A 20,146-nucleotide genomic window follows, 5' to 3' on the forward strand; every position below is an offset into this window, starting at 1 on the left:
GAGCAGGCGGGCATTTTCCTGGCCCAGAGAGCTCAGTTCTTTTTTCTGACTGGCGAAGGACAGCTCTTCTTGCTTGCGCATGGCGGAAAGAGTTGAAGTGGCATCAGCTAGCAGCTTACGTAGCGCGGTATTCTCAGCGTTAAGTTTATCCTTTTCACTAGTGAGAACGGAGATAGTTGCTTTTTGGGATTCCGAATTACCAGAGCCACCGTTCAATTTTATTTCATTGTACGATCCCAATAGTTTTTCATACTTCATCTGGAGTTTTTTATTTTTTTGTTCTAACTTATCATTGATGCTGGCTTCACTATTAATATTCTGCGATCTGTTATCCGATGGTTCTACCGTTTCATTTGCATCAATACTCTGTAAGTTTATATTTTTTATGGCGTTAAGAAACTCGCTTTGTTCAGCTGATGCTGTTTTATTTAGGGCAATGAACACTAATAATGAAGCAATTGTTAGTTTGTTTAATTTTGTCATATGAAATCAAACATCCTTGTTTCTAGCTCTTGGCTTTGTTGATCGAATTAATAGTATTTTTTTGAAATTCTTCAATTAACATAAGAGATATGTTGTTACATATTTCATTTAATTTATAATCAAAAAATGGCGTTATTGTTGAACTTACGTTTGTCGATGACTCATCGGCTATAGACGCATAAAATTTTGCATTATTAACTAAGGTATACAGCTCTTTGGTGCTTTTCTCATATTTACTATCTAACTGGGATAAGGTTTTAGCATCAGTAATGCAACGTTGAAATTTCAACATTTTTGGTGGTTGATCTCTCAGCTTTTCGGGGCTTTTTTTAATTGGTTTAGCGCACCCCTGTAAAAAGAGTACAGATAGCGTGATTATAATTACTGGAAGCTTTTTCAAGGTGTCCTCCATGGACCAAATTACTAATAGTCGTAAGGTATCAAAAAAGAAATATATGTACTACAGGTTTAGAGACAGGGATATTGAATTACCGGAGTGGTTGTTTTTTTGATTCGCTGTAACTTATTGATACTAAATTGTTTTTATTTTACCTTAATAGTTTGTGGAGTAAGTGGCTGCAATAAAATCAGATTTAATTACTATATGTAACATCGGTTTTTTATTTTTTCGCATTAGCCTGAGGGGGCTATCTTCTGGGCGGCGGATTTTAGATTTTTTTTAGCAGAATAAATATATAATACCTTCCTTGTAATCTTATATAGTTTTATTCTGCTGATTTTTTAATCTCTATTGGCGATTCCACGTTGACCTTTTTTAATAGAGATGGCAGAGGGGACTTTATAGACAAATTTAATCCTGTGGTTAAGTAAGAGTCTCTGGTTTATTGGCGCCATTTCCCGTCAATTCAGCTTACCGAATGGTCGCTGTTAGTCTGTATTGATTGATAGCAATCATTATTGCTAACCCTGCTACCACCAGGGACAAAGCGGCAGAGACCGCTAAGCAGCCTGACATCCCAAGATAATGATTAATCCATGCGTAGGTAAACGGCGATATGGCGGCCAGCAGTTGTGCGGGAATCAACAGAATGCCGGTTAGCCGGGCATAATCCTCGGCGGCAAAGAGCTGCAGCGGTAAAGTGGCCTTAAACACGGTGGTCAGGCCGTTGATCGCGCCGTAACCCAGTACAAATCCGCCGGCCGCCCACGACAGAAAAGCGCCGCTCAGTCCAAGCGCAAAGCAGAGCGGCATCAGCGAGGTCGTCAATATCGTTAGCCGCAGCGGCGTGAGCGCGGAGCCGGATACCACTTCGAGAAAACGCGCGCCGGTTTGTCCAATTCCCCATAGCATTCCCACCGCGACAGGAAGCCCAACGCTGGCGATGAACTCGGGAAGATGCGTTGACGTGCCGTTGGATACAAAGGTAACCAGCGCAATCAACGACGCGTACAGCAGGGCCGGACGTCTATCATGCTTTGACAGCTGCTGGTTTTTTTTCACCCTTACCGGCAACGGTAATTTGGTATTCGGCATTTTCCACAACAGCAGAGCGCTAAGCAGGCCAAACAGGGCGTAGATCAGCAGCGCGTGCCGCCAGTCCATCCGCGTCAGCAGCCAGGCGCCAAGCGGCCAGAACAGGGCCGAGGCTAATCCTCCGGCCAGCGTCACGCGCGATATGGTCAACCTGGCCCGCTGCCCGTAAAGATTCACCAGCGCCGCGAACAGCGCGTCGTACAGCGCCAGCCGCATACCGATGCCGGTCAGAAGCCAGGCGGCGAACCAGCCCGTCAGGCTATGGACGTAAGCCATCAGCAGACACCCCGCTGAAATCGCCAGCGTACCGGTAATAACTATTCGCTGGCCGCCAAAGCGGGCAAGAAGCCGGGCGATAAACGGAGAAAGCGTCGCCATCATGAGCATGGCGAGGGTCAGTCCGAAATAGATTTCCGTGGCGGTCCAGCCGGTCTCCTGAGCGATAGCCCTGGCAAAAGTGCCGGGCATATAAAACGAGATTCCCCAGTTAATCAGCTGATTGCACCCGGCGGCCAGCGTGATAAAGCCCGGCGCGGAGTGCGAGTTCGCAGGTGTATTCATGATTTTCCATTCAGTTACGCTGTTGTCGGCAGCATACCTTGCGCGCTATTGTGCAGGCAGGCCGGTCCGTTTATGACCCTTATAAGAGAAACTTTGTGATGATGACGCTCAATCTGGGAAATCTGGCGACGTTCCGCCTGGTCGTACAGCGCGGGAGCTTCTCCGCTGCGGCAGACGTACTGGGATTGTCGCAGCCTGCGGTCAGCCTGCAGGTACGTCAGCTGGAACAGTTTCTACAAACCAGGCTGCTTGAGCGCACCGGGCGGGGAATTAAAGCGACGGCGGCCGGTATCGCCCTGCTGGCCCACAGCGATCGGATTGAACTGGCGGTGGGCGCGGCGGTGCAATCGGTGAGTGAATTCAATCGTGAAATCAGCGGCTCGGTAACGCTGGGATCCGGAGCAACCGCCTGTATTCATCTGCTACCTCCGTTACTGCAGAAGCTACATCATGAGCATCCTTTATTGACGGTGAGGGTCACGGTTGGCAATACGCTTGAGGTGGTTCGGGCTATTGAAGAGAATCGGCTCGACCTTGGGCTTTGTACGCTACCGGCGAATGGACGCAGTCTGGCGGTTATGCCGGTGTTAGAGGAGGAGTTTGTGTGTATTTTCAGCGATGGGCAGGATGAGTTACCGTGGTCGCTGACGCCAGAGATTCTGCAATCATTACCGCTAATCGCTTTTGAATCGGGAAGCGGAACCCGGGATCTGATCGATGGCTGGTTTCTTGCCGATGGGCGGGCGATAGCGCCAGTCATGCAGTTAGGCAGCATTGAGGCGATTAAGCGCATGGTACGTGCGGGGTTGGGGTTCAGCATTGTGCCGAGAATGGCGGTAGAGCATCCGCAGGATCGTATTGGCTTAAATGTTCAATCACTGACTCCGCTGCTGCATCGTCAGTTAGGCATAATCATGCGGCAGGATAAAATTATCAGCAAAGGTATTGCTGAGATCCTGCGTTTACTGCAGAAGTTGGAGAATGGTCAGGCGTAGCGTGTTTTCAATAAAGCAATGGCTGAATCAACCAGCGGGTGGTGACGCTCGCTGTTCCACGCCGCCGCCGCGGTAACAACCATCTGCTTCTCTTCCAGGGCCTTTATCACCACATTAGCCGGCGCCAGTTTGCGGGTGGAGGCGGGAACCAGCGCGATGCCCTGGCCGCAGCTGACGAACGCAATTTGTGAACTTACCGAGCGGACCTCATGCAGAATGCGGGGAGTAAAACCGTGGGTGCGACACAGCGAGGTGAGGAGATCAAACCAGGCCGGGCTGACCTGGCGAGCAGACATTACCATCGGCTCCTTTGCCAGCGCGCGCAGGCTGACGCGATGCTGTAAGGCCAGCGGATGATCGACCGGTAGCGCGACAGCCAGGCGTGACTCTTCCAGCGGCAAAGTCGTGATGTGGCCTTCGGTCTCACCTTCCAGGCGTACAAAAGCCAGATCCAGTTCACCGTTCTCCAGGGCGGGGATCGCATCGACACTATCGATTTCCCGGATAAATATTGTTAGCCCGGGCGTAGCGCGCTTAAGCTCCTCAAGCAGTGGGGGTAAGGTCTCCAGCATGGCCGAGGTTATCGCCCCGATATTCAATACCGCCGAGTGGCCTGCGGCGATTTCATCGACGGTTCTGCCCAACTGGCTGAGCTGGTCGGCGAACTGGCGTACCGCGGGCAGGAGTGCGGCTCCGGCCGGACTCAGGCGGGTCCCGCGCCGCGAACGCTCGAACAGCTGGAGTTTCAGCCCGTGCTCCAGGAGCTTGATTTGTTCCGTTAGCGGCGGTTGCGACATCCCGAGGCGCAGCGCCGCGCGGCCAAAGTGTTCCTCTTCCGCAACTGCGAGAAACATCCACAGCTGCTTAATACGACGAAAATCAATATTGCTCATGAGAGATATTCTGTTACTTATTTAGTATCACAGAGTTTATTTTATAAGAATTTACATATCAACATAGCTGGTTATGATTCCAGCCCAGGAATGATAAGCAATGAGGATATGATGAATATACAGCCGGAGTTGACATGGCAGCGCTTGCCAATGACGGTGCAGGGCATCGGGCTTGATATCGCGTCCATTAGCCGTGAAGGAACGGGGGAGCCGGTCGTCTTTCTTCACGGTTTTGGCTCCAGCAAAGAGGATTACGCTGATTTCGTGCGCCATCGAGCCTTTGAGGGGCAGCCGTTTATTGCCTGGGATGCACCGGGTTGTGGTGAGAGCCAATGCGCTGATTACAGCAAGATGGGGTTACCCTTTCTGCTTGAGACGGCGCTGAAGGTAATTTCCCACGCGGGGTTTACGCGCTTTCACTTGGTCGGGCATTCAATGGGAGGATTAACATCGCTTCTGCTGGCGCACGCTTTCCCCGAGCGAGTGCTAAGTTTTGTGAATATTGAGGGCAATATCGCGCCGGAAGACTGCTTTTTGAGCCGGCAAATTGTGCAATATGCTGAGCCGGACGCGGAACGTTTCTTCGCGCGCTTTATTGAACGCACTCGCCAATCGCCAGCCTGGGCCAGCGCGCTCTATGCCAGCAGCCTGCCGCAAAAGGTTCGCGCTCAAGCGGTGCCGGGGATTTTCTCTTCGATGGTGGATTATTCTGACCACGGTGAGCTAATGGCGAAATTCCTTAATTTACCGTGTCCAAAAATGTTTATGTACGGCGACCAGAATGCCGGGCTAAGCTATTTATCTTCTATTGCCCGCCGTGGTGTAAAGTTGGCGGAAATTCCGCATTGCGGGCATTTCCCTATGTATTCAAACTCGCCGGAGATGTGGCGACAGATAGCTTTATTGCAGCAGGCCTCACGATGAATAAAGCGTCATCTTCACAGCTGATCGGCGTGCTATTTTCCGTCTGCGCGGCTTTTGGTTTCTCGTTTAAGGCAATATTCGTCAAGCTTGCCTACGAGCAGGCAACGGTAGATGCCATTACTTTACTCATGCTGCGGATGACCCTGTCGTTACCTTTCGTTATCCTGGTTGCTCTACGGGTGCTGCGTAGCGGTGTACCACTGCAGCGTCGTGATTATCTGCTGCTACTGCTGCTGGGAATAGTGGGGTATTACGGTTCGGCGATCCTGGATTTTATGGGCCTGCGCTATATTACCGCCGGGCTTGAGCGGCTGATCTTATTTACCTACCCGGCGCTCACTATTCTGATTGGCGTCCTGTTTTTGGGTAAGCGTTTCGAAAAAAAAGGTACTCCTGGCCTTAGCGCTCTCCTGGTCGGGAATTCTGCTGGCGTTTGTCCACGATCTGCAGATTAGCGGTGATATGCACAGCCTGGTGCTCGGTGGTGGTCTGATCGCCGCTGCGGCCTTACTGTATGCCATTTATAATGCCGGGTCAGAGGTGGCAATCCGGCGTATGGGGTCGATGAAGTTCTCGGTTCTTGCCTTGCTGGTTTCATCTCTTGCCACGCAAACCCATTTTTATCTTGCTCAACCGTTATCCGCGCTTAACCTGCCGTGGCAGGTATATCTATGGTGTGGCGCGATGGCGCTCTTCTCAACCGTATTACCGATCTTCTGGCAGTCGGCGGCCGTGCAGCGCATTGGTGCGGAACGCGCCGTGCTGATCGGCCTTCTGGGACCAATGCTAACAGTATTCTTTAGCTGGTGGTTACTGGGAGAACCCATTTCGCTGGCACAAATAGCGGGCACATTGTTAGTGATGGCTGGTGTGCTGGTTGTGCTTCGGCATTAGTCTTTTTGAGCGTTTATTTTTGCTCAGGCGCTTTTGCTGAATCCGAAGGCTCAACGGTGATAGTGGATTGCTGCGATTGCTTTTTGTCCTGATGATGGTACCAGGCACCGATAGAGGAGTAGACAAAGCGTCCAAAGAAGAAGATAAAGCTGATAAGCAGTACGATACGGGTCATGCGACGGTTAAATCGATGTCGTTTACGCATACTGGGTGCCTGACTCACAAAAGGTTCCTTAAAGTATACCCAAAGGCTGGGCGATGTGCGTATTAAGGCACAGGAAAGCGGAAGGGTCAATTGATGAGGATGTAAAAATCCCGCAGGCAAAACATTAATTAATGTTATATAAGATAATCCTCGTATTTACATGCTTTCTGCTTATGGCGGATGAATGTTAAAAAAACGGTATTATTAATATCAGCTACGTGATTTCTTGATTTATATCAATCGTCTGTTCGCAGCGATAACTAAAATCACCAGCCAGTTCCGCGTTGTTATTCCTGGCGCGATTATGACGGTTGGTTGGATGCCTGCCTGAATACACCCTGCAGGATTTAGGGTTATCCGTAGAGCATCTATGAACTTAATTAAACTTTACAGGCAATATCGGGATAAATGGTGGGCGCTACCGCTTATCTTACCTGTATGTTTGCTTCCCGTGTCACGATGGGCTAATACCGTTGCGTTGCTGGATGGTAATGAAGTCTCTCTTTACTATTTACCCCTGGCGCTAGTACTGAGCCTGATGCTGTTTTTCGGCTGGGCCGCATTACCGGGGATCGTTCTCGGGTTGTTGCTTTCCATTACGCGCGGCATGTCGCTGGAAGATACTATCGGCGTCATTTTCCATTTTCTTATTCCGACCGTTTTATGCTGGGGCGGTTATCGAGTTTTTGTCCCGCGAAGGCAGCAAATATCGCATGGCAACGTAAGTCTGATGCCTCAGCGATTGTTCTGGCAGATGCTGTTGCCGTCCCTGATCTTTCTTATCCTGTCGCAGCTGGCCGAGTATCTGGGCATTCATCCACGTGCTACCGGGTTGATAGGGGTCAATCCCTTAAGTTTGCGTTCGCTTATCACCTTCCAGGCCCTGATGGCGGGATGTTTAACCGGCGTGCCGTTGTGCTACTTCGTTATTCGAACTATCCGCAATCCGCTTTATATCCGCGGATTTATATCGCAAATTCGCTTACAGATCGACCCAAAAATAAAGCGCTTTGAATTTGTTATATGGGCAGTGGTGCTGATAATTCTATTATTCCTTCTATTGATGCCGCTGAATAGTACGAGCACCATATTCAGTACAAATTATACGTTATCCTTGCTGATGCCGGTGATGTTATGGGGGGCGATGCGCTTTGGCTATCGCTTTATTTCATTAGTCTGGTCACTTGTTTTAATTATTATTATTCACTTTCACTATCAATATCTCCCGCATTCCCCGATTTATAACAATCAGCTGGCGATCACCTCCTCCAGCTATCTGGTGTTTTCATTTATTATCGCCTATATGGCAATGCTGGCGACGCAGCAGCGAGTTTTTTACTCGCGCATGCGTCGGATGGCCTTCATCGATCCGGTCGTACGCTTGCCTAATATCCGGGCGCTGAGTCGGGCGTTAAATAAATCCTCATGGTCCGTGCTGTGTTTCCTGCGCATTCCTGAACTGGAAATATTGGGCCGCCACTACGGTGTTCTGTTGCGTATTCAGTACAAGCAGCTGCTGGCCGAGTCGCTCAGCGAGTTACTGCGCCCTGGGGAGGATATCTACCAGATGGCAGGGCATGAGCTGGTGGTTCATCTGAACAGTGAAGGCCATCAGCAGCGCATTCCCCAGCTCTATGAGCACCTCAAAAAATTTCGTTTTGTCTGGAATGGTATGCCGCTGCAGCCGCCCGTGGGATTCAGCTATTGCAACGTTCGCTCGCCGGTGATGCATCTGCATTTGCTGCTTGGCGAACTCAACAGCGCGGCCGACCTTTCTCTGGCGACCGGAAGCCCTGAAAACTTACAGCGCCGCGGCGCCATCAATCTGCAGCAAGAGCTGAAAGACAAAGTCGCGATAATGAATCAGCTGGTGAAGGCGCTTGATCAGGATCGGTTCCTCCTGATGGCGCAGCCGATTGTCGGCATCCGCGGGGATAGCTACCATGAAGTCCTGCTCAGGATGTTGAACGACAATGATGAAATCGTCATGCCGGATATCTTTTTACCGGTAGCACACGAGTTTGGCTTCTCGGCGCGTATTGATAGCTGGGTACTCGAACATACGCTTATGTTTATGGACAAGCAGCGCAAAAAGCTGCCGGGAATGCGTCTGGCGATAAATATCTCACCTTTTTCAGTGAGCAACAGCCATTTTCATCAACAGGTGCAAGCGCTGCTGGAGCATTACGATATTGAGCCCTGGCAGATTATTTTTGAGCTGACTGAAAACCATTCACTGACAAATCCGGAACAGGCGCGTAAAACCCTGGCGCAGCTTCAGGAGCTGGGATGTCGGGTGGCAATTGATGATTTTGGCACCGGTTATGCCAGCTACGCGCGGCTGAAAACGATGAATGCGGATTTGCTGAAAATTGACGGCAGTTTTATCCGTAATCTGGTCTCCAGCAGTCTGGACTATCAGGCCGTTGCTTCCATTTGCCTGCTGGCCCGGATGAGAAACATGCAGGTAGTGGCCGAATATGTCGAAACGCCGGAGATTCGCCAGGCGGTGATTTCGCTGGGGATTGACTATATGCAGGGCTACGAGATTGGCAGACCAGCGCCGCTTGAGGCGCTGGTTGAGGCTTGATAGAACAACGGGCCGGAAGTCCGGCCCGCGTGAGATAAACTAGCTGGCCGCGTCAGGCTTCTCTTCCTCGCTGATTTTTAGCCACCAGTCAGGTACGCCTTCCCAGTACTCCTGCTCTTTTTCCAGATCGAGCAGTACCAACGCATTCTGGCTAAACCAGTCGTGCGGGAAGGTCAGCGTCCAGTGGTTGGCCTCGGTTTTCAGCGTGAGGGTCGGCGGCGTGGTCGTCGCCTGGCGCTGGTTATTCAACAGCACGCCAAGGCGCAGCAGCTGAATCAACGGCAGAAACTGCTTTTTCTTAAACAGCGTAAAACGCGGCAAATCATCCAGCTTAATCGCTTTACGGTGATAGCGAACCAGGGTGGCCATCAGCATTTGCTGTTCCTGATTAAAGCCCGGCAGATCGCTATGTTGCAGAATATAAGCCGAATGACGGTGCATGCCGCTGTGGTTAATGTTTAAGCCAACTTCATGGAGCATGGTTGCCCATTTCAGCAGCGCCGCCAGATGCGGATTGGCAAGCTTGGGATTCTGCTCCTGCCATTGCTCATAAATATGCGTGGTGGTCTCCAGCACGCGTCGCGCCTGCTCACGGTCGATGTTGTACTGGTTCGCCAGGCTTTGCGCGGTGCGGCTACGGATATCCTGATGACGGAAACGTCCTTCCATCTCGTACAGCACGCCCTCGCGTAGCGCGCCGTCGGACAAGCGCAGCTCTTTAATCGCCAGCGCGTCAAATACCCCGCACAAGATAGCCAGACCGGGCGCAAAAACGGCTTTTCGATCTTCAGACAGCCCGGGCAGGCTCAGCGAGTCGAAGTTTTTATACTTCAACAGCTCTTCGACCAGCATCTCGAGGCGCTCGGGAGTGATGAACCCGTCTTTCTCGCCCATCGCCACCAGCACTTCGTGAGCGGCTTTAATGGTGCCGGACGCGCCCAGGGCCACGTTCCACCCCTGGATGCGGAACTGCCAGGCCAGCGTTTCCAGCTTCTGCACGGCTGAAAGTCGCGCGCGCTGGAAATTCTCTTTATTGATGACGCCGCCAGCAAAATAGGCCTGAGAGAAGCTCACGCAGCCCATACGGCGGCTTTCCACCAGGCGAGGTTCGAAATCCTCGCCGATAACCAGCTCGGTAGAGCCGCCGCCGATATCGATGACCAGCTTACGGCCTCGTTCCGGCTGCGTATGCTCTACGCCCATAAAAATCAGACGCGCTTCTTCATTGCCGGGGATGATTTCAATCGGGTAGGGGATGACCTGCTCCGCGCGCTTGAGGAATTCTGCGGCGTTTGTCGCCTGGCGCAGCGTGTGCGTGCCGACGATGCAGACGCTGGATGGGTCAAAACCCTGCAGGCGCTCGGCGAATAGCGACAGGCAGTTCAGCCCGCGCGCAATAGCCTCTTCGCTCAGTACAGAGTTTTCATCCAGGCCGTCGGCCAGATGTACGCGCTGTTTCAGACGACCGATGATCTGCATTGCTCCGTCAACGACACGGGCGATCACCATATGAAAACTGTTCGAACCGAGGTCGACCGCAGCGAACTCCTGCGGCCGAGGGGCATTTTCGTTTATTGGCATAGGTTAATCGGGCTGTTCAAGTGATTTGAGGTAGTCGTATATCGCCATCTGTGCGCGCACTTTGCGGCGATTGCCGCGCGGCACGTAGCGATTACTCAGTTCTTTATCAAGATAGCGTGCTTTGACCGTATCGTTGAAGAGGAGATCGAAAATATCGAGTACGCGCTGTTTCAGACGCGGATCCAGCAGCGGCGCGGCCACTTCAATACGATAGTCAATATTACGCGTCATCCAGTCCGCGGACGATAGCCAAACCTGCTTATCGCCGCCGTTTTCAAAGCAATAAACGCGGTCATGCTCAAGGAAACGGTCAACAATGCTGATGACGCGAATATTTTCGCTGATTCCTTCGAGGCCAGGGATCAGCGAGCACATGCCGCGAATAAGCAAATTAACCGGAACGCCTGAGCTGGAGGCGGCGTAAAGGCGGTCTACCAGGCCTTTATCGACCAGATTGTTCAGCTTCAGGGTGATTCCTGATGGCTGACTATTTTGCGCGTTGGCGATCTCGCGATCGATCATCTCATAAAGCAGTCGGCGCGAGTTTTGCGGCGATACCAGCAGGTAATCGAAGCTGACCGGACGATAGGGGTTTTCGATAAAGTTAAATACCCGGCGGACTTCATTGGTGATGCGCGCATCGGCGGTCAGCAGCGAATAGTCGGTGTACAGACGCGCGGTTTTTTCGTTGAAGTTGCCGGTACCGATGTGCGCATAGCGCACGACTTCATCACCCTCTTTACGCGAAACCAGGAACAGCTTGGCGTGAATTTTGAGACCCGGAGCGGAGAAGATAACGTGCACGCCAGCTTCGGTCAGGCGTTTAGCCCAGTGAATATTGGCTTCTTCATCGAAACGCGCCTGCAGCTCCACGACCACGGTCACTTTCTTACCGTTGTGGGCGGCGTGAATCATCGAGTCGATGATTCGTGAATCTTTCGCTACGCGGTAGATGTTGATTTTGATGGCCAGCACGCTCGGGTCGAAAGAGGCCTGGCGCAGCAGCTCAAGCACGTGTTCGAAAGTGTGGTACGGATAATAAAGCAGCACGTCGCGTTCGCGAATTGCATCAAAGCCGTTACGGAATTTATCGAACCACAGATGGCGCAGACGCGGCATCGGTTTATTCACCAGATTGGCTTTGCCGACGTTGGGGAAGCCGATAAAGTCTTTAAAATTGTGGTAACGACCGCCCGGCAGCATAGAGTCGTAGTTAGAGATGGAGAGCTTGTCGCGCAGCATTTCGACCATCGCGTCCGGCATATCGCGCTGATAAACGAAGCGCACCGGCTCGGCGGTCAGACGCTGCTTCAGGCTGGAGGACATCAGCTCCATCAGGCTCGACTCCATCTCATGCACCAGATCGTATTCGGCATCACGCGTCATTTTCATCGAGTAGGCATTCAGCGCATCGTAATCGAAAAAGCCCTTGAAGATATCATCCAGACAATAGCGCAGAATGTTGTCTAACAGAATCATTGGCTTGCGACGGCGCGGCGCTTCCGGCGGCAGATTCACAAAACGCGGCACCTTGTCTGATGGAATCTCGAGAAGCGCGTAATTGATGCTATCCCCGCGAATAATCTCGACGGCCAGATAGGTGTAATCATCCTTCAGAAACTGCACCAGATCCGTTTCGCGGTTAATCAGGATCGGCGTAATGTGCTGACGAAGATACAGCTTGAAGTAGTTGCGCAGCCAGGACTGCTGGTTGACGGAGAGCTGGCGTTCGTTAATCAGGAAAATCTGGTTACGCGCCATCTCCAGCAGCAGCTCATTGTATAAACCGTCAAACTCCTGATCGGCCTTGAGCACGCGAGCCTGGATTTTTCCCAGCAGATGGCGAGAGTGTGCGGTACTGCCTTGTTCTTCGCTAATGATGATGCGGCGCTTCAGTTCGGCAAAGCGCACCTTGTAAAATTCATCGAGGTTGTTGGAGTAAATCCCCAAAAAACGCATGCGCTCGATCAGCGGATTGCTTTTGTCCGCCGCTTCCTGAAGTACGCGCTCGTTGAAGGATAACCAGCTGAGTTCTTTTTCGATGTATAGCTTTTCCTGGCCCATTACAGCTCACACTCCGTTTTACTCACAGGACATAGACTATTATGACGAAATTTTCCGCATAGCGATTCACTCTGTCACAACAATATGACAGTAAGAATAATTATTTCTCCAATATATTTGATTGTTAAACGATTTTAATCAAAAAAAAGCCCCGCGTGGATAAACGCAGGGCGGGAGGTTACTCTTCGGCAGCGTAGCCTTGCGGCGGTAGCTTCACTTCATCAAGCCAGGCTTCGTTGCCCTCCGCGCGCAGGCGGCCGTCGACAAACCAGCTAATAGCCAGGGGATAGATATCGTGTTCCTGCGCCTGTACGCGGGCGGTAATGTCGTCTTCGGTATCTTCAGCGAAAACCGGCACCTTTGCCTGCAATACCACCGGACCGCCGTCCAGCTCATCGGTCACGAAATGCACCGACGTCCCGTGCTCCTCATCGCCATTTTCCAGCGCCTGGCGATGGGTATGCAGCCCCGGATATTTTGGCAGCAGGGAAGGGTGGATATTCAGCATCCGCCCCTGATAGTGGGCGACAAAAGCCGGACTAAGAATACGCATATAGCCGGCCAGTACTACCAGATCCGGCGCATAGGCGTCGATCTCGTGCATCAGCTCGCGATCGAAGGCTTCCCGGTTGGCAAACTGGCTGGCGGCGAGGGCGTGAGCCGGAATATTCGCCGCGCGCGCGCGCTCAAGGCCGAACGCGTCGGCCTTGTTGCTGAAGACTGCACGCAGGGTGCCGTTGATTTTTTTCCGGGCGCAGGCGTCGATAATCGCCTGCAGGTTGCTACCGTTGCCGGAAATCAGCACCACGATGTTTTTCATTCAATGACCACACGCTGTTCGGAATCAGAGGCTTTGATATACCCTATTTTCCACGCGTTTTCACCTTTGTCGTTCAGGAAGGCAATCGCCTTATCCGCCGCGTCTGCCGGCAGCGCGATGACCATGCCGACGCCGCAGTTAAAGGTGCGATACATTTCGTGGCTGCTGACGTTACCCGCGGTTTGCAGCCAGTTGAACACTTCCGGCCACTGCCAGGAAGATTCATCAATGACCGCCTGGGTGTTGTCCGGCAGGACGCGCGGGATATTTTCCCAGAAGCCGCCACCGGTCAGATGGGCGATAGCGTGCACGTCTACGTTGGCAATCAGGTCGAGCACGGACTTCACATAAATGCGGGTCGGGGCCAGCAGGTGGTCAGCCAGCGGTTTGCCGTTGAGATCGGTGGTTTGCGGGTCAACGCCGCTGACTTCGATAATTTTGCGTACCAGAGAGTAGCCGTTTGAGTGCGGTCCGCTGGAGGCCAGCGCCACCAGCACATCGCCATCGGCTACTTTGCTGCCGTCGATAATTTCTGACTTTTCTACCACGCCGACGCAGAAACCAGCCACGTCATAATCTTCTCCGTGATACATGCCCGGCATTTCCGCCGTCTCGCCGCCCACCAGCGCGCAGCCTGACTGCAGACAACCTTCGGCAATGCCGCTGATTACGCTCGCCGCAGTATCAACATCCAGTTTGCCGGTCGCGTAGTAATCAAGGAAAAACAGCGGCTCGGCGCCCTGAACCACGAGGTCGTTTACGCACATGGCGACCAGGTCGATACCGATAGTGTCGTGGCGCTTCAGGTCCATCGCCAGACGCAGCTTGGTGCCGACGCCGTCGGTGCCGGAGACCAGAACCGGCTCGCGATACTTCTGCGGCAGCGCGCACAGCGCGCCGAATCCGCCCAGTCCACCCATCACTTCCGGGCGGCGAGTTTTCTTCACCACGCCCTTAATACGGTCGACGAGAGCGTTGCCTGCATCAATATCCACGCCGGCATCTTTATAGCTGAGAGAGGTTTTATCGGTCACTGCGAAGTCTCCACGCGTTTGCGGTAGCAATAAAAAACGGCGCAATTCTAACAGGGAAAGCAAACGTTTGCGAGCCTGCTTTGCAGTCGATGTAAAACGGCCGATAAGTGCGCAAATTTGATACCGTTCACGAAAATGAAACCGGGTACATTCTTCTGCTTGCCAGCGTTCTCAGGAATAATCATCATGCCACTGAAACCGGTTTCTTTCCTGCTGCTACGCGAGATAAACCGAGAATTTGATGGATTCTGGAGGAAAGCTGAGGATGAAAATTGCCGCATTCGATATCGGTGGCACGGCGTTAAAAATGGGGGTAATGACGCGCGAAGGCGAGCTGCTGGATAAAGGAAAGCAGACCCTTATCGACAGCGACGGCGACCAGATCCTGCAGGCGATGCTGGCGTGGATCGCCGCTCACCCGGAATGTAAAGGAGTGGCGATCAGCGCTCCCGGCTACGTTAATCCGCACACCGGCTTTATCGAAATGGGCGGCGCCATCCGTAAGTTCGATAACTTCGCTATCAAGGCCTGGCTTGAGCAGCAGGTGGGATTGCCCGTCGCCATTGAAAATGATGCTAACTGCGTGCTGCTGGCCGAGCGCTGGCGGGGTAAAGCCGCCGACATGAGCAACTTCCTGGTCCTGACCATCGGCACCGGCATCGGCGGGGCGATTTTCTGTAATAACCAGTTGGTCCACGGCGCACGTTTCCGCGCCGGCGAATTCGGTTATATGCAAACCGCGCGTCCGGGCACCCGCGATGTGCGGCGCTATTCGATGAACGAAAACTGCACGCTGCGCGTGCTGCGCCATCGCTACGCTGAGCATCTCGGCAAAGCGCTGGATGACGTCACCGGCGAAGAGATTTTTGACCGCTACGATGCGGGCGACGCGACCTGTCGACGGCTGGTCGCTGAATTCTTTAACGGCCTGGGTACCGGGCTTTACAACCTTGTTAACTTATTCGATCCGCAAACGATTTTGATCGGCGGTGGAATTGTGGAACGACCGGGATTTCTGGCGCTGCTGCGCGAGCATCTGGCCTGGTTTGGCATTGCGGAGTATCTCGACACCGTCAGCCACGGCAACGATGCCGGGCTGGTAGGCGCGGTTTACCATTTCAATCAGCAACACCGGTCGCAGAGCGGCGACTGCGCATAGGGAGAGAACATGTCTGGATTTAAAGAAGGTTTTCTGTGGGGCGGTGCGGTAGCGGCGCATCAGCTGGAAGGCGGCTGGAAAGAGGGCGGTAAAGGGGTGAGCGTCGCCGATGTGATGACCGCAGGCGCGCACGGCGTACCGCGCGAAATCACTGATGGCGTCCTGCCAGGGAAAAACTATCCCAACCACGAGGCGATTGATTTCTACCATCGTTATAAAGACGACGTTCAGCTGTTTGCCGAAATGGGCTTCAAGTGTTTCCGCACCTCCATTGCCTGGACGAGGATCTTCCCGCAGGGCGATGAGCAAGAACCTAACGAAGCCGGCCTGCAGTTTTACGATGACCTGTTCGACGAGTGCCTGAAGCACGGCATTGAGCCGGTGATTACGCTCTCCCACTTCGAAATGCCGTACCATCTGGTGACGGAGTACGGCGGCTGGCGTAACCGTAAGCTGATTGATTTCTTCGTCCGCTTTGCCCGGGTGGTGTTTACCCGCTACCAGCATAAAGTGAAGTACTGGATGACCTTTAATGAGATCAATAACCAGGCCAATTTCCACGAAGATTTTGCCCCGTTTACTAACTCCGGACTGAAGTATCTGCCGGGTGAAGACCGTGAGCCGGTGATGTATCAGGCAGCGCACTATGAGCTGGTCGCCAGCGCGCTGGCGGTTAAGGCCGCCCGCGAAATTAACCCGTCGTTGCAGGTGGGCTGCATGATCGCCATGTGTCCTATTTACCCGCTGAGCTGCGCGCCCAACGATATGATGATGGCGATGAACGCCATGCATCGCCGTTACTGGTTTACCGACGTTCACGTGCGCGGCAAATATCCGCAGCACCTGCTGAACTACTTCGAGCGCCGCGGTTTTAAACTGGATATCACCGAAGAAGACCGCGCGGCGCTGACTCAGGGCTGCGTCGATTATATTGGCTTTAGCTACTATATGTCGTTTGCCACGAAAGCAACGGATGACAATCCGCTGCTGGATTATGACGAAACCACCAGCCTGGTTTCCAATCCGTACGTACAGAAGTCAGACTGGGGCTGGCAGATTGATCCGGTCGGGCTGCGCTACTCCCTGAACTGGTTCTGGGACCATTACCAGTTGCCGCTGTTTATTGTGGAGAACGGCTTTGGCGCCATCGACGTGCGCGAAGCGGACGGTTCGGTAGATGACCAGTACCGTATCGACTATCTCTCCGCCCATATCGCCGAGATGAAAAAAGCGGTTGTTGAGGATGGCGTCGACCTGATGGGCTACACCCCGTGGGGCTGTATCGATCTGGTCTCCGCAGGTACCGGCGAGATGAAAAAACGCTACGGGTTTATCTATGTAGATAAAGACAATGAAGGTAAGGGCACCCTGGCGCGTAGCCGCAAGAAATCTTTTGCCTGGTATCAGCAGGTTATCAGCAGCAACGGCGAAAAGCTATAAACAGCCCTAAAGCCCCATTCAGCCCCGCTTTCGCGGGGTTTTTTTATTTTGTTTTATACTGGCTCAGGCAGCGTAAAGCATTTTGGTTGATCCCGGTCAAACATATCGGCTATGGCGTAAAAGGAAAAAGGCGGTATAATCCGGCGATTTTTTTTGTGGCTGCCCCTCAGAGGAGAAAGAGAATGAAGATCGTGGAAGTGAAACACCCACTCGTCAAACACAAGCTGGGCCTGATGCGTGAGCACGACATCAGCACCAAACGCTTCCGTGAACTCGCCTCAGAAGTTGGCAGCTTACTGACTTATGAAGCCACCGCCGATCTGGCGACTGAAAAAGTGACCATCGAAGGCTGGAACGGCCCGGTAGAAGTTGAGCAGATCAAGGGTAAAAAAATTACCGTTGTGCCGATTCTGCGCGCGGGTCTGGGGATGATGGAAGGCGTGCTTGAGCACGTGCCAAGCGCGCGCATCAGCGTGGTAGGCATCTATCGTAACGAAGAGACCCTTGAGCCGGTTCCTTACTTCCAGAAGCTGGTATCCAATATCGACGAACGCATGGCGCTGGTGGTTGACCCGATGCTGGCAACCGGCGGCTCGATGATCGCCACCATCGATCTGCTGAAAAAAGCCGGCTGCTCCAGCATTAAGGTGCTGGTTCTGGTGGCCGCGCCGGAAGGTATCGCCGCGCTGGAGAAAGCGCATCCGGACGTTGAGCTGTATACCGCGTCCATCGACCAGGGCCTGAACGAGCACGGATACATTATTCCGGGGCTCGGCGATGCCGGCGATAAGATTTTTGGTACGAAATAAACGATGAAGTAGAAAAAGCCGACTTTAAGAGTCGGCTTTTTTTTGAATAAAACACACCAACAGCAATCAACAAACGACTCTCAGAGGAAAATGCCATGACGCGCCGTGCTATCGGGGTGAGTGAAAGACCGCCGCTTTTACAGACAATCCCGCTTAGTTTGCAACATCTGTTCGCCATGTTTGGCGCAACGGTACTGGTGCCCGTTCTGTTTCACATCAATCCGGCCACGGTACTGCTGTTTAACGGCATCGGAACGCTGTTATACCTTTTCATCTGCAAAGGCAAAATCCCGGCTTATCTGGGATCGAGCTTTGCGTTTATTTCTCCGGTACTGCTTCTGCTACCGTTGGGCTACGAAGTCGCTCTCGGCGGCTTTATCATGTGCGGCGTGCTGTTTTGCATCGTCTCCTTTATTGTCAAAAAAGCCGGCACCGGCTGGCTTGATGTGATGTTCCCCCCGGCGGCGATGGGCGCGATTGTTGCGGTTATCGGGCTGGAGCTGGCGGGCGTCGCGGCGAATATGGCCGGTCTGCTGCCCGCAGAGGGGCAATCGCCGGACAGCAAAACCATCATCATTTCGATGGTGACGCTGGCGGTGACGGTCTTCGGTTCGGTGCTGTTCCGCGGTTTCCTGGCGATTATCCCGATTTTAATCGGCGTCCTGGTTGGCTACGCGCTCTCCTTCGTAATGGGCGTTGTCGATACGACGCCCATCGCCGAGGCTCACTGGTTCGCGCTGCCGACCTTCTACACCCCGCGCTTTGAATGGTTTGCGATTTTCACCATTCTTCCAGCCGCGCTGGTGGTGATCGCCGAGCACGTTGGGCATCTGGTGGTAACGGCCAATATCGTCAAAAAAGATCTGATCCGCGATCCGGGCCTGCATCGTTCAATGTTTGCCAACGGTCTCTCCACGGTGATCTCCGGCTTCTTTGGCTCCACGCCGAACACCACCTACGGCGAGAACATTGGCGTGATGGCGATTACCCGCGTTTACAGTACCTGGGTTATCGGCGGCGCGGCTATCATCGCGATTCTGCTCTCCTGCGTCGGCAAGCTGGCGGCGGCGATCCAGATTATCCCGCTGCCGGTAATGGGCGGTGTCTCTCTGCTGCTGTACGGAGTGATTGGCGCATCGGGTATTCGCGTGCTGATCGAATCAAAAGTCGATTACAACAAGGCGCAGAACCTGATTCTGACCTCCGTCATCCTGATTATCGGCGTGAGCGGTGCAAAAGTGCATATCGGCGCCGCCGAACTGAAAGGCATGGCGCTGGCGACGATTGTTGGCGTCGGCCTGAGTCTGATCTTTAAACTGATCGGCGTATTGCGTCCGGAAGAGGTCGTTCTCGACGCTGCCGATAGCGAAGAAGCAAAACATTGATCCTTATACCGGGCGGCGATCCTGCCCGGTTCTCTCCTTGCGTATTTCTGTGCTAAACTCTCCGCGTTTTTCTGAAAGCCTATGTTGAGGTCCATCTGAACGCACCGGCACAGCTCTCTTTGCCACTATATCTTCCCGATGATGAAACTTTCGCAAGTTTCTGGCCGGGTGATAACCCTTCTCTTCTTGCCGCCCTGCAAAATGTGCTGCGGCAGGAGCATAGCGGATACATCTATATCTGGTCACGCGAAGGGGCGGGGCGCAGCCATCTCCTGCACGCAGCATGCGCGGAACTTTCCCAGCGCGGTGATGCGGTGGGCTATGTGCCGCTGGATAAACGGACGTGGTTTGTACCTGAAGTGCTGGACGGAATGGAGCAGCTATCGCTGGTTTGCATCGACAATATTGAATGCGTGGCGGGCGATGAGCTGTGGGAAATGGCGATTTTCGACCTCTACAACCGCATCCTCGAATCCGGTAAAACCCGGCTGCTGATCACCGGCGACCGACCCCCACGCCAGCTCAAGCTGGGCCTGCCGGATCTTGCCTCGCGCCTCGACTGGGGACAAATCTACAAGCTGCAGCCGCTATCGGATGAAGATAAGCTCCAGGCGCTGCAGCTGCGGGCGAGGCTGCGCGGCTTTGAAATGCCGGAAGACGTCTGCCGGTTCCTCCTCAAGCGCCTGGATCGTGAAATGCGCTCGCTGTTTATGACGCTCGATCAGCTCGATCGCGCTTCTATAACCGCCCAGCGCAAGCTGACCATTCCTTTCGTCAAAGAGATCCTCAAGCTGTAGCGGGCCGCGGTTTCCGA

The 20,146-nt window shown here is 53.2% G+C and carries 19 protein-coding genes; 10 read left to right on the forward strand and 9 right to left on the reverse strand.

Annotated elements, in window-relative coordinates; genetic code table 11:
* The 3 genes from ABLV11_RS15780 to ABLV11_RS15790 form a co-directional block, all read right to left on the reverse strand.
* Positions 1–483, reverse strand: a 483-nt coding sequence (locus tag ABLV11_RS15780; RefSeq protein WP_348855435.1) for a hypothetical protein, incomplete at its 3' end; no start/stop codon positions are given.
* A 22-nt stretch (positions 484–505) separates the two neighbouring features.
* Positions 506–883: a hypothetical protein gene (locus ABLV11_RS15785; RefSeq protein ID WP_126489416.1), complete on the reverse strand. Its 378-nt coding sequence runs from the start codon at positions 881–883 to the stop codon at positions 506–508.
* Positions 884–1,354: 471 nt separating this feature from the next.
* Entirely contained in the window at positions 1,355–2,539 is a 1,185-nt protein-coding gene (locus ABLV11_RS15790; RefSeq protein ID WP_049592892.1) for an MFS transporter, read from the reverse strand.
* A 98-nt stretch (positions 2,540–2,637) separates the two neighbouring features.
* Here ABLV11_RS15790 and ABLV11_RS15795 point away from each other — a divergent pair, with 98 nt between their 5' ends.
* A complete protein-coding gene (locus tag ABLV11_RS15795) occupies positions 2,638–3,534 on the forward strand; it encodes a LysR family transcriptional regulator (RefSeq protein WP_064372890.1) in 897 nt (298 codons plus the stop codon).
* Here ABLV11_RS15795 and ABLV11_RS15800 read toward each other — a convergent pair.
* Complete coding sequence (locus ABLV11_RS15800) at positions 3,525–4,388, reverse strand: LysR substrate-binding domain-containing protein (RefSeq protein ID WP_224330431.1); 864 nt, start codon at positions 4,386–4,388, stop codon at positions 3,525–3,527. The genes ABLV11_RS15795 and ABLV11_RS15800 overlap by 10 nt on opposite strands.
* Between ABLV11_RS15800 and ABLV11_RS15805 the strand changes: the two genes are divergently transcribed.
* From ABLV11_RS15805 to ABLV11_RS15815, 3 genes are read left to right on the forward strand one after another with little or no spacing between them, the layout of a single operon-like run.
* Positions 4,359–5,351 (forward strand): alpha/beta hydrolase, encoded by a 993-nt coding sequence (locus tag ABLV11_RS15805; RefSeq protein WP_224250555.1) that lies wholly within the window; start codon positions 4,359–4,361, stop codon positions 5,349–5,351. The genes ABLV11_RS15800 and ABLV11_RS15805 overlap by 30 nt on opposite strands.
* Positions 5,348–5,806, forward strand: coding sequence for a DMT family transporter (locus ABLV11_RS15810; protein WP_348855438.1), 459 nt, complete (start codon positions 5,348–5,350; stop codon positions 5,804–5,806). Before ABLV11_RS15805 ends, ABLV11_RS15810 begins: the two co-directional genes overlap by 4 nt.
* Before the next feature lie 7 nt (positions 5,807–5,813).
* Entirely contained in the window at positions 5,814–6,245 is a 432-nt protein-coding gene (locus ABLV11_RS15815) for a DMT family transporter (protein ID WP_263441586.1), read from the forward strand.
* A gap of 13 nt (positions 6,246–6,258) precedes the next feature.
* Here the strand turns inward: ABLV11_RS15815 and ABLV11_RS15820 are convergent, their stop codons facing one another.
* Positions 6,259–6,450: a YfgG family protein gene (locus tag ABLV11_RS15820; protein WP_004104447.1), complete on the reverse strand. Its 192-nt coding sequence runs from the start codon at positions 6,448–6,450 to the stop codon at positions 6,259–6,261.
* 370 nt (positions 6,451–6,820) lie between these two features.
* Between ABLV11_RS15820 and ABLV11_RS15825 the strand changes: the two genes are divergently transcribed.
* The gene (locus ABLV11_RS15825; protein WP_024274550.1) at positions 6,821–9,040 is read left to right on the forward strand and encodes an EAL domain-containing protein; all 2,220 of its coding nucleotides are present in this window, start codon (positions 6,821–6,823) and stop codon (positions 9,038–9,040) included.
* 39 nt (positions 9,041–9,079) lie between these two features.
* Here ABLV11_RS15825 and ppx read toward each other — a convergent pair whose 3' ends face one another.
* From ppx to purM, 4 genes are all read right to left on the reverse strand, one after another.
* Positions 9,080–10,621: an exopolyphosphatase gene (gene ppx / locus ABLV11_RS15830; RefSeq protein WP_004114392.1), complete on the reverse strand. Its 1,542-nt coding sequence runs from the start codon at positions 10,619–10,621 to the stop codon at positions 9,080–9,082.
* Between the two features lie 3 nt (positions 10,622–10,624).
* Positions 10,625–12,685 carry a polyphosphate kinase 1 gene (ppk1, locus tag ABLV11_RS15835; protein WP_004104435.1) on the reverse strand — a complete coding sequence of 687 codons (2,061 nt, stop codon included), beginning with the start codon at positions 12,683–12,685 and terminating at the stop codon, positions 10,625–10,627.
* 178 nt (positions 12,686–12,863) lie between these two features.
* Positions 12,864–13,505, reverse strand: coding sequence for a phosphoribosylglycinamide formyltransferase (purN, locus tag ABLV11_RS15840; RefSeq protein WP_004114390.1), 642 nt, complete (start codon positions 13,503–13,505; stop codon positions 12,864–12,866).
* Complete coding sequence (gene purM / locus ABLV11_RS15845) at positions 13,502–14,539, reverse strand: phosphoribosylformylglycinamidine cyclo-ligase (RefSeq protein ID WP_004104433.1); 1,038 nt, start codon at positions 14,537–14,539, stop codon at positions 13,502–13,504. Before purM ends, purN begins: the two co-directional genes overlap by 4 nt.
* A 265-nt stretch (positions 14,540–14,804) precedes the next feature.
* On the opposite strand from purM, the gene bglK reads away from it, so the two are divergent.
* The 5 genes from bglK (at position 14,805) to ABLV11_RS15870 (ending at position 20,129) form a co-directional block, all read left to right on the forward strand.
* Positions 14,805–15,698: a beta-glucoside kinase BglK gene (gene bglK, locus ABLV11_RS15850; protein ID WP_126489414.1), complete on the forward strand. Its 894-nt coding sequence runs from the start codon at positions 14,805–14,807 to the stop codon at positions 15,696–15,698.
* 9 nt (positions 15,699–15,707) lie between these two features.
* Positions 15,708–17,138 (forward strand): 6-phospho-beta-glucosidase, encoded by a 1,431-nt coding sequence (locus ABLV11_RS15855; protein ID WP_024274547.1) that lies wholly within the window; start codon positions 15,708–15,710, stop codon positions 17,136–17,138.
* Between the two features lie 182 nt (positions 17,139–17,320).
* Entirely contained in the window at positions 17,321–17,947 is a 627-nt protein-coding gene (gene upp / locus ABLV11_RS15860) for a uracil phosphoribosyltransferase (RefSeq protein ID WP_004104429.1), read from the forward strand.
* A gap of 95 nt (positions 17,948–18,042) precedes the next feature.
* Entirely contained in the window at positions 18,043–19,332 is a 1,290-nt protein-coding gene (uraA, locus tag ABLV11_RS15865; RefSeq protein WP_004104428.1) for a uracil permease, read from the forward strand.
* 95 nt (positions 19,333–19,427) lie between these two features.
* Positions 19,428–20,129: a DnaA inactivator Hda gene (locus ABLV11_RS15870; RefSeq protein WP_213799324.1), complete on the forward strand. Its 702-nt coding sequence runs from the start codon at positions 19,428–19,430 to the stop codon at positions 20,127–20,129.
* Positions 20,130–20,146: the final 17 nt, after the last annotated feature.

The organism is Klebsiella sp. GW_Kp181, assembly GCF_040062315.1.
Taxonomy (GTDB): domain Bacteria; phylum Pseudomonadota; class Gammaproteobacteria; order Enterobacterales; family Enterobacteriaceae; genus Klebsiella; species Klebsiella oxytoca.

Excerpts from the sequence above, each read along its gene's own strand:
- ABLV11_RS15810 (WP_348855438.1), top strand. The coding sequence starts at position 5,348 with ATGAATAAAGCGTCATCTTCACAGCTGATCGGCGTGCTATTTTCCGTC.
- bglK (WP_126489414.1), top strand. The coding sequence starts at position 14,805 with ATGAAAATTGCCGCATTCGATATCGGTGGCACGGCGTTAAAAATGGGG.
- ppx (WP_004114392.1), bottom strand. The coding sequence starts at position 10,621 with ATGCCAATAAACGAAAATGCCCCTCGGCCGCAGGAGTTCGCTGCGGTC.
- ABLV11_RS15790 (WP_049592892.1), bottom strand. The coding sequence starts at position 2,539 with ATGAATACACCTGCGAACTCGCACTCCGCGCCGGGCTTTATCACGCTG.
- ABLV11_RS15855 (WP_024274547.1), top strand. The coding sequence starts at position 15,708 with ATGTCTGGATTTAAAGAAGGTTTTCTGTGGGGCGGTGCGGTAGCGGCG.
- ABLV11_RS15820 (WP_004104447.1), bottom strand. The coding sequence starts at position 6,450 with ATGCGTAAACGACATCGATTTAACCGTCGCATGACCCGTATCGTACTG.
- ABLV11_RS15815 (WP_263441586.1), top strand. The coding sequence starts at position 5,814 with ATGCACAGCCTGGTGCTCGGTGGTGGTCTGATCGCCGCTGCGGCCTTA.
- upp (WP_004104429.1), top strand. The coding sequence starts at position 17,321 with ATGAAGATCGTGGAAGTGAAACACCCACTCGTCAAACACAAGCTGGGC.
- ABLV11_RS15825 (WP_024274550.1), top strand. The coding sequence starts at position 6,821 with ATGAACTTAATTAAACTTTACAGGCAATATCGGGATAAATGGTGGGCG.
- purN (WP_004114390.1), bottom strand. The coding sequence starts at position 13,505 with ATGAAAAACATCGTGGTGCTGATTTCCGGCAACGGTAGCAACCTGCAG.
- ppk1 (WP_004104435.1), bottom strand. The coding sequence starts at position 12,685 with ATGGGCCAGGAAAAGCTATACATCGAAAAAGAACTCAGCTGGTTATCC.
- uraA (WP_004104428.1), top strand. The coding sequence starts at position 18,043 with ATGACGCGCCGTGCTATCGGGGTGAGTGAAAGACCGCCGCTTTTACAG.
- ABLV11_RS15795 (WP_064372890.1), top strand. The coding sequence starts at position 2,638 with ATGATGACGCTCAATCTGGGAAATCTGGCGACGTTCCGCCTGGTCGTA.
- ABLV11_RS15800 (WP_224330431.1), bottom strand. The coding sequence starts at position 4,388 with ATGTTTCTCGCAGTTGCGGAAGAGGAACACTTTGGCCGCGCGGCGCTG.